The sequence below is a fragment of the Streptomyces sp. NPDC007863 genome (assembly GCF_040633895.1).
Taxonomy (GTDB): Bacteria; Actinomycetota; Actinomycetes; order Streptomycetales; family Streptomycetaceae; genus Streptomyces.
In genome coordinates this window covers 169,012-180,536 of record NZ_JBEYEI010000012.1, presented here as the reverse complement: position 1 = coordinate 180,536, position 11,525 = coordinate 169,012, and the positions used below count along the sequence as shown (strand labels likewise).

At 73.5% G+C, this 11,525-nt stretch carries 10 protein-coding genes and 1 pseudogene; 5 read left to right on the top strand and 6 right to left on the bottom strand.

Annotated features, from left to right (window positions below; translation table 11 throughout):
* Positions 1-141 precede the first annotated feature (141 nt).
* Both ABZ621_RS20465 and ABZ621_RS20460 read left to right on the top strand, forming a co-directional pair.
* Complete coding sequence (locus tag ABZ621_RS20465; protein ID WP_360606416.1) at positions 142-714, top strand: TetR/AcrR family transcriptional regulator; 573 nt, start codon at positions 142-144, stop codon at positions 712-714.
* A 263-nt stretch (positions 715-977) separates the two neighbouring features.
* Positions 978-1,694: a carbon-nitrogen hydrolase family protein gene (locus ABZ621_RS20460; protein WP_360606414.1), complete on the top strand. Its 717-nt coding sequence runs from the start codon at positions 978-980 to the stop codon at positions 1,692-1,694.
* A gap of 151 nt (positions 1,695-1,845) precedes the next feature.
* On the opposite strand, the gene ABZ621_RS20455 is transcribed toward ABZ621_RS20460, so the two are convergent.
* A complete protein-coding gene (locus ABZ621_RS20455) occupies positions 1,846-4,035 on the bottom strand; it encodes a M4 family metallopeptidase (protein WP_360606412.1) in 2,190 nt (729 codons plus the stop codon).
* 136 nt (positions 4,036-4,171) lie between these two features.
* Between ABZ621_RS20455 and ABZ621_RS20450 the strand changes: the two genes are divergently transcribed.
* Positions 4,172-5,137: a LysR family transcriptional regulator gene (locus ABZ621_RS20450; RefSeq protein WP_360606410.1), complete on the top strand. Its 966-nt coding sequence runs from the start codon at positions 4,172-4,174 to the stop codon at positions 5,135-5,137.
* 19 nt (positions 5,138-5,156) lie between these two features.
* Here ABZ621_RS20450 and ABZ621_RS20445 read toward each other — a convergent pair whose 3' ends face one another.
* The 4 genes from ABZ621_RS20445 to ABZ621_RS20430 form a co-directional block, all read right to left on the bottom strand.
* Positions 5,157-5,978, bottom strand: a complete 822-nt coding sequence (locus ABZ621_RS20445) for a pectate lyase (RefSeq protein ID WP_360606408.1) — start codon at positions 5,976-5,978, stop codon at positions 5,157-5,159.
* 11 nt (positions 5,979-5,989) lie between these two features.
* Positions 5,990-6,805: an EI24 domain-containing protein gene (locus tag ABZ621_RS20440; RefSeq protein WP_360606406.1), complete on the bottom strand. Its 816-nt coding sequence runs from the start codon at positions 6,803-6,805 to the stop codon at positions 5,990-5,992.
* A gap of 101 nt (positions 6,806-6,906) precedes the next feature.
* Positions 6,907-7,329, bottom strand: a complete 423-nt coding sequence (locus tag ABZ621_RS20435) for an organic hydroperoxide resistance protein (RefSeq protein WP_360606404.1) — start codon at positions 7,327-7,329, stop codon at positions 6,907-6,909.
* 64 nt (positions 7,330-7,393) lie between these two features.
* Entirely contained in the window at positions 7,394-8,413 is a 1,020-nt protein-coding gene (locus ABZ621_RS20430) for an NADP-dependent oxidoreductase (protein ID WP_360606402.1), read from the bottom strand.
* 98 nt (positions 8,414-8,511) lie between these two features.
* Between ABZ621_RS20430 and ABZ621_RS20425 the strand changes: the two genes are divergently transcribed.
* Positions 8,512-8,946 (top strand): MarR family transcriptional regulator, encoded by a 435-nt coding sequence (locus tag ABZ621_RS20425; protein WP_360606400.1) that lies wholly within the window; start codon positions 8,512-8,514, stop codon positions 8,944-8,946.
* 39 nt (positions 8,947-8,985) lie between these two features.
* Here ABZ621_RS20425 and ABZ621_RS20420 read toward each other — a convergent pair whose 3' ends face one another.
* On the bottom strand, positions 8,986-10,113 hold the full coding sequence (locus tag ABZ621_RS20420; protein WP_360606398.1) for a hypothetical protein: 1,128 nt from the start codon (positions 10,111-10,113) through the stop codon (positions 8,986-8,988).
* Positions 10,114-10,421: 308 nt separating this feature from the next.
* Here ABZ621_RS20420 and ABZ621_RS20415 point away from each other — a divergent pair.
* A pseudogene (locus ABZ621_RS20415) lies at positions 10,422-11,450 on the top strand (rod shape-determining protein); the annotation flags it as partial.
* Positions 11,451-11,525: the final 75 nt, after the last annotated feature.

Sequence of the window (11,525 nt, the reverse complement as noted above, 5' to 3'; positions counted from 1 at the left end):
ACCTCCGCGTCGAAGTGCTGGTGCCGCCATGATGGGCACACCTACCTGTAGATCGGTAGGTGATGTTACCTTTTCGTTATTCCCCTGGTCGGCGGATGGCGTACGGTCCTGGGGACAGGACCTGCGGAGAGGGAGCCGGCGATGGTACGGACCAGGAGCGAGGAGCGCCGCGCGGAGATCCTGCGCGCCGCCCTGGAGGTGATCGCCGAGCGCGGCTACCGGGGCGCCACCCTGGGCTCCGTCGCCGAGCGCGTCGGCCTCACCCAGCAGGGGCTGCTGCACTACTTCCCCACCAAGGAGGCGCTGCTCGTCGCCGTCCTGGAGGAGCGCGACCGCTGGGACACCACCGGCGGCCGGGACCGCGAGGGCTGGCGGCTCGACCTGCTCGACTCGCTGGTGGAGTACAACGCGATGCGGCCGGGGATCGTGCAGACCTTCTCCGCGCTGCTCGGCGAGAGCGTCACCGACGGGCACCCGGCGCGGGAGTTCTTCACCGAGCGGTACGCGCAGGTGCGGGCCGGCATGGCGGACGTGCTGCGCCTGGAGTTCGGCGAGCGGCTGCCGGGCGGCCTCACGCCGGAGCGGGCGGCGCCGCTGCTCACCGCCATGATGGACGGCCTCCAGTACCAGTGGCTCCTGGACCCGGCCGCGGTCGACATGCCGGGCGCCTTCCGGGACTTCCTCCGGCTGCTGCGCGGGGACGCGGAGGAGTAGCGGGGACGGGTGCGGGGCCGACGGGATTCGAACCCGCGCGAGCGCACCGCCAGGTCCGGCGGCCACTCCCTGCTTCCCCGGCTCCGGGGACCTCCTCGGCCGGGGAAGGCGATCGACCGCTCTGCCACGGCCCCGCGCCCTGCGGCACCGCGCGCGGCACCGCTCCGGCGAGCGTAGGTCACGGCGTCCGGGCGAGTCCCGCGGTTTTCCGGGGGCGGGGCCTCGCGGGTCGCCGCCGTCCGGGTGCTGCGAGCATGGGCGGCATGAGAATCGCCGCCGCCCAGTTCGCCCCGGCCGCCGGGGACGTCGAGGCCAACGTCCGTACGGTCGCCGGTCTGGTCCGGGAGGCCGGGGCCGCCGGGGCCCGGCTCGTCGTCTTCGCGGAGCTGTCGCTCACCGGCTACGAGACGGCCCTGATCCGGGAGGACCCGGCCCTGGTTCTGACCGAGGACGACCCGCGCCTCGGGCCCGTCCGGGACGCCTGCCGGGCCGCGGGGACGGCCGCCGTCGTCAACGGGCCGGTGCGCGGCGGGGGGCCGCTCCCCGGTCTGACGACGCTGGTGATCGGGCCGGACGGCACGACGCTCGCCCGCTACGACAAGCGGCACCTCTTCGACGGGCCCGAGCAGACCACCTTCACGGCGGGCACCGCCGACGGGCGGTTCGTCCTCGACGGGCTCCGGTTCGCGCTCGCCACCTGCTACGACAACCGCTTCCCCGAGCTCGCCGGGCGGGCCGCGGCGGACGACTGCGCGGTGTACCTGGCCAGTTCCATGCTGGAGGGCGGGAACGACTCCTTCGAGACCGTCTACCCGGTGCGGGCACGGGACTTCGGGCTCTTCGTCGCGCTCGGCAACTCGCTCGGGCCGAGCGAGGTCGGCGAGGGCGGCGGCCGGGCCGGGATCTGGGGCCCGGACGGGGGGCGGCTCGCGGACGCGGGGCCGGAGCGGCCCGGGTTCGTGGTCGCCGAGGTGGGCTGACCTCGCGGGAAGGCGTACGGGAAGGGGCCGGGCCGCCGTGGGACTCCGGCGGCCCGGCCCGGGAGGCCGTACGACGGAACCCCCGGTCCGTCGCGCGGTCTCCCGCCCGGGGGCGGGGGCCGATGCCCCGCCCCTGGGCGCTCGTCGGCCCTTAGGGGGCGCTCAGGCCCAGCGTGTAGGCGCCGGAGCCGCTGTAGGCGTGCACGACGTAGCGGTAGTAGCCCGCGGTGCCGTAGTAGTTGGTGTCCTCGTCGGCGCCGGCGGTGCCGCCGACGGCCACGTCGGCCCAGGCGGCGCCGTTCCACTTCTGCAGGTAGAGGTCGAAGTCGGTGCCGGCCGGACCGCGCAGGCAGCCGACGTGGGTGCCGGCGCTCGCCGAGTAGTAGTACGAGCCGTCCGGCTGGGCGGCGGCCTGACCGGAGGCCAGCGTGCCCTGGTAGGTGTACTCGGTGGAGTCGCAGCCGGTCGGCGGGGTCGTGGAGCCGACCGTCAGCTGGTAGGTGACGGTGTGGGTGGCGGAGCCCGTGCCGGTGACGGTGATCGGGTAGGTGCCGTTCGGGGTGCCGGCGGCGACCTTGACGGTCATCGTCGAGGAGCTGCCGGAGGTCACCGAGGCGGGGCTGAAGGAGACCGTGACGCCGCTCGGGGCGCCGCTCGCGGAGAGCTGGACGGTCTGCGCGGCGCCGCCGGTGGTGCTGGTGTTGACCGTGGCGGTGACCTGCGTGTCCGGCTGGGCGTTGCCCGAGGACGGGTTCAGGGAGAGCGAGAAGTCCGGGGTGGAGGTGCCGCCGCAGTCGGTCTCGCCGGACTGGGCGGGGACGCCGATCGCGTTCCAGGCCGCCTTCACCGCGTTGCACTCGGTGGCGCCGTAGGTGTTCTTGGCGGTGGTGAGGGTGGCGCGGCGGGCCGCGGGGTGGTTCCAGGAGGAGGTCTTCATGAGCAGGGCGCCCATGAAGATCTTGCCGGCCTTCTGGATGCCGATGCCGGTGACGGAGGACGGGCCGCCGGAACATATCGGGCTGCTGGGCTTGCCGCCGCCCGGGTTGGAGCCCTCGGCGAGCAGGTAGAACCAGTGGTTCTGCGGGCCGGCCGCGGCGTGCACCTCGGTGCCGGAGGAGAGCTGCGGGTAGCAGTTGGGGTCGTTGTTGATGAGCGAGGGGTTGTACATGTTGCGGATCGGCTGGTTGTTGCCGGTGAAGTTCAGCTCCTCGCCGACCGTGTAGTCCGGGGTGTCGTTCGGGTTGTCGGCGTAGTGCTCGGTGAGCGCGCCGAAGATGTCGCCGGTGGACTCGTTCATGCCGCCGTTCTCGTTGGACGAGCCGGCCGAGCCCGGGGTCCGGTCGAAGATCTCGTGGCCGTACTCGTGGGCCACGACGTCGATGCCGGTGAGCTGGTTGGTGCCGTTCTGGTTGCGCCCGTAGGTGGTCTTCGTACCGTCGTAGTACGCGTTGACCTGCGTGAGTCCGGCGCGGGCCGGGACCATGCCGCCCTGGCCGTTGATGCCGTTGTAGCCGAACCACTCCTTGAGCATGTCCGACTCGCGCTGGGCCGCGTACATGATGTCGACGCAGGCGGTGACGAGGTCGTTGGCGCCGCCGTTGCCCCACGGGGAGGAGCCGGTGTACGCGCTGCCGTTCTGGCCGCCGCACTTGAAGGCGCCGCGGCTGGTGTCGGTCATCGAGGAGGCGGCGGTGTCGATGGTGACGTTGCCGTTGTGGTAGCCGCGGCCCTCGGCGTGCCTCACCTTGTCGGTGGCCTGGGCGACCTTGCCGGTGCGGGCGTCGACGTAGGTGTCGAGCGAGCTGGGGAGCCGCGTGGCGGTGGTGCCGACGACCAGGGTGTGCCAGGCGAGGACGGGCTTGCCGCCCTTGAGGAGCACGGTCAGTTCGGGGGCGCTCGCGCTCTCCACGGCGGCCAGCTGGCCGCGCGCGGTGGCGAGGGCCTTCTCGGCGGTCACCTTGGCGCTCGTGGAGACCTTGATGGCCGGGGCGGCGCTGCCGCTCACGTCGCGGACCTTGCCGGAGGAGTCGGAGAGGACGACGCCGTCGCCGCCGCCGTGGACCGGGAGGCCCTTGTACGTCCGCTGGTAGGCGGCGTAGTAGAGGCCGTTCGCCCATGGGGTGACGGACGTCCGGACGAGGTCCTCGTCGGCGCCGTGCCGCAGTTCGTCGAGGCCGCTGGCGGCGGCGGAGTCCGCGGCCGCCAGGGCCAGGGACTTGCCGTGGCCCGGCGGGACCGGCTGCGCCTGGGGAGCGGCGGAGGCGGTTCCGGCGAGGGCGGTCGCGAGGCTCGCCGAGAGGGCCAGGGCGGCCACGGCCGCCGTGAGTCTGCTGGGGTGCAACGTCGTGCTCCGTTCAGGGTGGGGGAGACGGATCGTCGCGCCGAGTATGGGCGTGGACATGGCGGGTTCGGGACATCTCATCGGGCATAAGACGCGGGTTATGGTGCGGCCGTGCGGTGCTGCGTACGCTGCTGAAATGCAGCTGGAGTTGAGGCATCTGGAAGCCGTCTGCCGGATTGCGGAGGCGGGAAGCCTGGGCCGCGCGGCGCAGCGGCTCGGCATCTCGCAGCCGGCGCTCTCGGCGCAGCTGCGGCGGATCGAGCGGGTCGCGGGCGGGGAGCTGTTCCTGCGCGGGCGGCGGGGTGTGGAGCCCACGCCGCTGGGCGAGTTCGTCCTCTCGAAGGCGCGGCTCGTGCTCGGCGAGATGGACGCGCTGGCGGCGGGGGCGCGGGCCGCCGACCCGTCGACGCCGCTGCGGCTCGGCTGCATCCTGCTGGTCCTGGTGGACCGGCTGCTCGTCGGGCTCGAACAGGTCGTGGCGGGGCGGGAGATCGCGGTGACGGTCGAGCAGTCGGCGACGACGCTCACCCGGCAGCTGGGCGCGGGCCGCTACGACGCGGTGCTGTACGGCGAGGTGAACGACCACGAGGTGCCGTTGCCGGAGGGCACGACGGCCCGGACGCTGATCGCGAAGGAGCCGTTCTGCGTGCGGCTCTCGGCGGAGCACCCGCTGGCCGCGAAGGAGCGGATCGCGCTGGCCGAGCTGGCGGGCGAGTCCTGGATGACGCTGGTCGAGGACGACGACGGCGGCCCCGAGGCGCTGGTCGCCGCCTGCGAGCGGGCCGGCTTCACACCGTCCCTGCGGCACCGGGTCGCCGACCGGAAGATCCACTACGACCTGATCGCCTCGGGCCGCGCGATCTCCCTGAGCCAGCCGACCGCCCCGCCGGCCGAGGGCACGGTCCTGCGCCCCCTGGAGGGCGACCCGGTCACCGGCCGGATCCGGCTCGCCTGGAACCGCGCGGCCGTCTCCGCCCGGCACGCGGAGCTGCTGTACCGGGCGGCGGCGGAGGCGTATCTGGCGAACGTCGGCAACAACGCCTTCCACCAGGAGTGGTGGGCCGCCAGGCCGGAGCTGCATCCGGTCCTGACGGCGGAGTGACCGGGCGGTCGGGCCCCCGCTAGTCGTAGGTGACGTCGGAGGCCGTGTAGCGGCAGGTGGTGCCGTCGGGGCCGGAGCCGGTCTCCTTGGGCTCCTTGCCGGTGTTGTTGCCGGTGAAGCGGGTGCAGGGCTTGATCTTCTTCTTGGTGTCGCCGTGGATGCGGACGTTCCGCAGGGAGGCGGTGTCGCCGTAGTTGGCGTTGACGCCGACCAGCGACGTGCCGGGGACGGTGACGTCGACGTCGTTGACGATGATCGTGCGCTGGTACTGCTTCTTGCAGTTGCCGCAGGAGCGGACGAGCTTGCCGAAGTCGGAGACCTGGAACTTGGTCACGACGAGCTTGCCGGCGCCGTTGAACTGGAAGACCTTGTCGGAGGCGCCCTTGGCGCCGCCGCCGTACACCGAGTAGACGGCGCCGGCCGAGGTCCCCTTGAAGGTGGCGGCGTCCTCGCCGACGTTCTCCCACCAGACGTTCTGGAGGGTGCAGCTGCCGAGGCAGTGCACGCCGTCGGCGGCGGGGGTGCCGAGCACGACGTTCTTGAGGACGGCGCCGTCCTTCAGGACGAAGAGCGGCCGCTGGCTCTCGTCCTGGCCGTCGGAGCCGAGCGCGCCGGTGCCGGAGAAGCGCTTCAGCTTGCCGTCGTAGGTGCCGGAGACCTCGATCGTCGTGGCGACCGGCTTCTCGCCCTTGGCCGTCGGCCAGGCGGGGACGGCGGCCGGGGCCGCGCCCGCGGGGGCGAGCAGGCCGGTCGTGACGAGGGCCGCGCCGGTGACTCCGAACGCGGCCAGACCGCCGACGAGCGCCCTGCGGCGGCCCGTCCTGCGCTTGTGTGACGTCATGGTTCTCTTCCTCAGTGGGGGATGTGGTGCACCCCCTGGTCGCCGCCCGCGGAGGAAAGGTTGCCGTCTTCTTGATCGTTTTCTTCGGGGTCCTCGCCGCGCAGGTCGCGGACCATGAGGGTGGCACCGGCGACGGCACCGGGCATCAGGAAGACGGCCACGAACGGCACGACGAAGGCGACGGCGAGCGGGACCCCGAAGCCGAGGGTCGCCCGGCGCCGGCCGCGCAGCAGCGCGAGGCGCTCCTTGAGCTCGACGCCCCGGCGCTGGAGGGCGACGGCGGTCAGCTCCTCGGCGAGGAAGAAGCCGGAGACGCAGAAGGCGAGGGCGGGGACGACGGTCTGGCCGACGACGGGGATGAAGCCGCAGGCGAAGAGGAGCACGGAGTAGAAGGCGACCCGGAGCACCACCCGCAGGCTGTCGCGGGCCGAGATCAGCAGCTCGCGCCAGAGCGGCAGCCCGGATTCGGGCACGTCGCCGCCCATGCTGCGGTCGACGTCCTCGGAGAGGGCCTCGTAGAAGGGCTGGCCGATGAGGAGGGTGACGGCGGTGAAGGTGACGACGGCGAGGAAGGCGCTGAAGCCGACGAGGAGGGCCGTCATGGCGTTGCGGAAGATCTCGCGCCACAGGGTGGACCAGTCGTCGGCGAAGGGGGTCGCCCAGGCCGTGAGCTCGGTCGCGTTGAACGCGAGGGCGCCCAGCGCGGCCAGGTAGAGGACGAGCGTCACCAGACCGGGCAGCAGTCCGAACCCGAACCGGCGCCCGTGCCGCGCCACCCACTTCTGGCCTTGGACCAGATGACCGAAACCCACGCCGAATTCACGCATGCGCGCAGCCTATCGGGGCGGATCACCGGATCCGTACGCACGTGCGGGCCGCACCCCGGTCGGTCGGGGTGCGGCCCGCACGGGCGTGCGTCCGGTGTGGCTCAGACCGCGAGCTCGACCGTGATGTTGCCGCGGGTCGCCTTGGAGTACGGGCAGACCTGGTGGGCCTTCTCGATCAGGCTCTTGGCGGTCTCGGCGTCCACGTTCGGGATGGAGGCCGAGATCTTGACGATGATGCCGAAGCCGTCGTCGTTCTTGCCGATGCCGACCTCGGCGGTGACCGTCGAGCCGGAGATGTCCGCGTTCTCGTTCCGCGCGACGACGCCGAGGGCGCCTTGGAAGCAGGCGCTGTAGCCGGCCGCGAAGAGCTGCTCGGGGTTGGTGCCCTCGCCGGAGCCGCCCATGGCCTTGGGCGGGTTGACGACGACGTCGAGCCGGCCGTCGTCGGTGGCGACACGGCCGTCGCGGCCGTTCTCCGCGGTGGCGACGGCGGTGTAGAGAACGTCGGTGTGCTGGATGGACATGCTGGTTTCTACCTTCTTCTCCCCGTCTCGACTCGCGCCCACGATCGCGACGGCTGAGGGAAGACTACCGGTCCAGCGAGACGATCATCTTTCCGGTGTTGTCGCCGCGGAGCAGACCGAGGAAGGCGTCCACGCCGTTCTCGATGCCCTCGGCGAAGGTCTCGCGGTACTTGAGCTCGCCGGAGCGCAGCCGGGCGCCGACCTCCTCGACGAACTGCGACTGCAGGCCGTAGTGGTCGCCGACCAGGACGCCCTGGAGGCGGAGCCGCTTGCCGATGATCATCGCCATGTTCCGCGGGCCGGGGACCGGCTCCGTGTCGTTGTACTGCGCGATCATGCCGCAGATGGCGGCGCGGCCGTGCACGTTGAGCGAGGAGATGGCGGCCTCCAGGTGGTCGCCGCCCACGTTGTCGAAGTACACGTCGATGCCGTCGGGGGCGGCCTCGCGGAGCTGGTCCTTGACCGGGCCGTTGCGGTAGTTGAAGGCGGCGTCGAAGCCGAGCTCCTCGACCAGCCACTTCACCTTCTCGTCGGAGCCGGCCGAGCCGATCACCCGGGAGGCGCCATTGAGCTTCGCGAGCTGGCCGACCTGGCTGCCGACCGCGCCGGCCGCGCCGGAGACGAAGACGGCGTCGCCCTCCTTGAAGGAGGCGGTCTCGAAGAGGCCCGCGTAGGCGGTGAGGCCGGTCATGCCGAGCACGCCGAGGTAGGCGGAGAGGGGGGCGAGCTCCGGGTCCACCTTGGTGGCGTGCCGGGCGGGCACGTCGGCGTACTCGCGCCAGCCCAGGCCGTGCAGGACGTGGTCGCCCTCGGCGAACCCCTCCGCGCCCGACGCCACGACGACGCCGACCGCGCCGCCGTCCATCGGCTGGTCCAGCTGGAACGGCGGGATGTAGGACTTCACGTCGTTCATCCGGCCGCGCATGTACGGGTCGACCGAGTAGTGGAGGTTCCGCACCAGGATCCGGCCCTCGGCGGGCGCCTCGACGGGGGTCTCGCGCAGGGCGAAGTCGGTGGGGGCGGGCCAGCCGTGCGGGCGGGCGACGAGGTGCCAGGCGCGGCTGGTGGCGGGCAGTGCGGTCATGGGGGGGACCTCCGGGGCGAACAGGAAAGCTTCACTTACTGAAACAACCATGCTCCTGAATATTTCATGTTGTCAAGCATCGGAGTACGATGGTGCCCATGCCCACCTCACACACCGACCCCGTGACCCTCGAAGTCGTCGAGCTGATCGGCACGGTCGTGGCGCGCTACCACCAGGAGTACGAGGAAGCCGCCGCGGCCCACTCCCTGACCGGCGCGCAGGCCCGCGTCCTCGGGCTGCTCGCCCTGGAGCCCACCCCGATGCGGAAGATCGCCGAGAAGCTCAAGTGCGAGCCCTCCAACGTCACCGGGATCATCGACCGCCTGGAGTCCCGGGGCCTGGTCGAGCGGCGCCCCGACCCGGCCGACCGCCGGGTGAAGCTGGCCGCGCCCACCGACCAGGGCCGGGACACCGCCCGCCGGCTGCGCGACTCCCTCCACTTCGCCCGCGAACCGCTCGGCGAGCTCACCGCCGTCGAGCGCACCCTCCTGCGCGACCTGCTGCGCCGCATGGTCGGCGCGGAGCTGCCGTAGGGCGGAGCCGCCGTCGGAGCGGGCCCGGAAGCGGGCCGTCTAGACGCACCACCACAGGAAGGGGGTGCAGGTCTCCGAGGGTTCCGGGGACGGCGTGGCCGTGGTCGGCCGGGGGCTCGACGGGGCGGACGGGGTCGCGCTGCCCGAGGCGGGGGCGGTGGGCGAGCCCGAGGCGCTCGGCGTGCCGCCGGGGTTCTCGTCCTGCGGGTTCGCGGTGACCTCCGGCACGGACGGCGCCGGGGAGGAGGGCGCGGCCGAGGAGGGCCGGCCGGTGGGCGTGGCGCCCGCGCCCGCACCGGAGCCCGTCCCCGTCCCCGTACCGGATCCGCCGCCGGAGCCGCCGCCCCGCGCGGGCGCGGCCGTCGCGCCCGTGCCGGAGCCGCCGCCCGTCCCCGTGCTGATCTGCCGCGGGCGGCCCGTCGGCGAGGCGGGGGCCGTCGAGACACCGCCCGCCCGGTCGCCGTCCTCCGCGTCCTCGGTGTCCCCGCCGCCCGGGTTCCGGGTCGGCAGCGCGGGCGGCAGCGGGGTCTCGGTGACCTCCAGCTCCTCCACCGCCGTCGCGGCGCCGCCCTTCTCCTCCGGCTCCTCGAAGACCGCCTTCGCCAGACCCAGCGACCCGGCCGCCAGGACGAGCCCCAGCGCGCTCACCGCCACCGTCCGGCCCCGCCCGGAGCGCCCGGAGCGCCCGGAGCGCTCCCGCTTGCGCCGTGTGGCGGCGCGTCCCGCCGCCCGCCGCCCGGCCGGCCTCGGCGGCACCACCAGGTCCAGTTCGTAGACGTGCTCGGGAGCCACGGGCTCACCGGCCGGCGCCTCCGCCTCCGGCACGGACGCGTACGCCTCCGGATCCGGCGCGTACGCCTCCGGACCGGGCGCGTACGGATCCGGCGCGGCCGTGTAGGCCTCCGGGCCGGCCGCGTACGGACCGGGAGCGGGCGCGTACGGATCCGGAGCGAACGTCTCCGGCGCGTACGGATCCGGCGCGTACGACGGGCCGGGCGCGTACGAGGGGCCGGGCGCGTACGGACCGGGTGCCTCGGCGCCCTCGTGAGGCGCGGGGTGAGGCGGGGCGTGGGGGGTGTCGTACCGCAGCCGCTCGACGGGAGTCCCGCACCCGGCACAGGCGAGGGCCCCATTGAGATGCCGCCGGCACGCGTGGCAGTAGTCCATGGGGCTCGCACGCTAGGACGAGTGCCGCGACTCCGGGTAGGCGAGGACGTGAGGATCCTGTGAGGAAACCGCAGGTGGACGCCGTGGCGTCGCGATTCTCCCGGTTCGCCTGATCCCCCCTCGCCGCCGCCCCGCCGGCCCGTCACCACCGCCCCGCCGCCGTCGCACCGGCCCCGCCCCCACTCCCGCACCGGCCCCGGGCGGCGCAGCCCAGCGCGCGCGGCGGGCCCGGCGGTCGCACGATGCCAACAGGAAACCCGCACCGCGACACCTCGCCCGTGTCAGCACCGCACCCCGGAGGATCCGCCGTGACCGTCAGCCTCGATCAGCTGCGCCGTTGCCATGTCGCCGTCGACCTGGGTGCCGCCCGCACCCGGGTCTTCGTCAAGGGGGCCGGACTCGTCGTCGACGAGCCGAGCGTCGCCGCCGTCAACACCCGCACCGGAGCGCTGATCGCGGTCGGCGCGCTCGCCGAGAAGATGACCGGCCGCACCCCCGACTACATCCGGGTCGTGCGCCCGGTCTCCGGCGGCACGGTCGTCGACATCGAGATGGCCCAGCGGATGCTCCGTCACCTCCTCGGCGAGAAGCTGCGCCGCCAGCTCCGCCGCAAGCCCCGGCTCCGCGCCGCCGCCTGCACCCCGCACGACAGCGATCCGCTCGCCCAGCGGGCGGCCGTCGAGACCCTGGTGGGGCTCGGGGCGCGCCGGGTCGAGCTGGTCGACACCCTGATCGCCGCGGCCGTCGGCTGCGGCCTGCCGGTGGAGCAGCCGACCGCCACCATGATCATGGTGTGCGGGGCGGCGACGACGCAGGTCGCGGTGCTCTCGCTCGGCGCGATCGTGACCGCCGAGCGGATCCCGGTCGGCGGCGACGCCATCGACCACGCGATCATCCAGCACCTGCGCCACCACCACGAGCTGATGCTGCCGAGCCAGTCGGTGCGCCCGCTCCAGCTCGCGCTGAGCGGCAACGGCCTGACCCCGCACGGCCCGGCCTCCACCGAGATCCACGGCCGGGACGTCGCCACCGGTCTGGCCCGCTCGGTCACCGTCGACACGGCCGCCGTGCGCGAGGCCATCCACACGCCGCTGACGGCGGTGCTCGACGGCATCGGGAAGGTGCTGCGGGACTGCCCGCCCGACCTGGTGGCCGACCTCGCGGACCGCGGGATCATGATGGTCGGCGGCAGCGCGCTCCTCCCGGGCCTGGACCAGATGCTGCGGGACGCCACCGGGATGCCGGTGCACATCGCCGAACGCCCCGACGTCTGCGCCGTGCTCGGCCTCGGCGCGATGCTGGAGGGCAAGGTCCAGCCGATGGTCCTCGACCCGCTGGGCGACCACCGCGGCCTGGCGGACGACCGGGACCGGGACCGGGACCACGACGGGGGCCGCGACCGCGACCAGGCG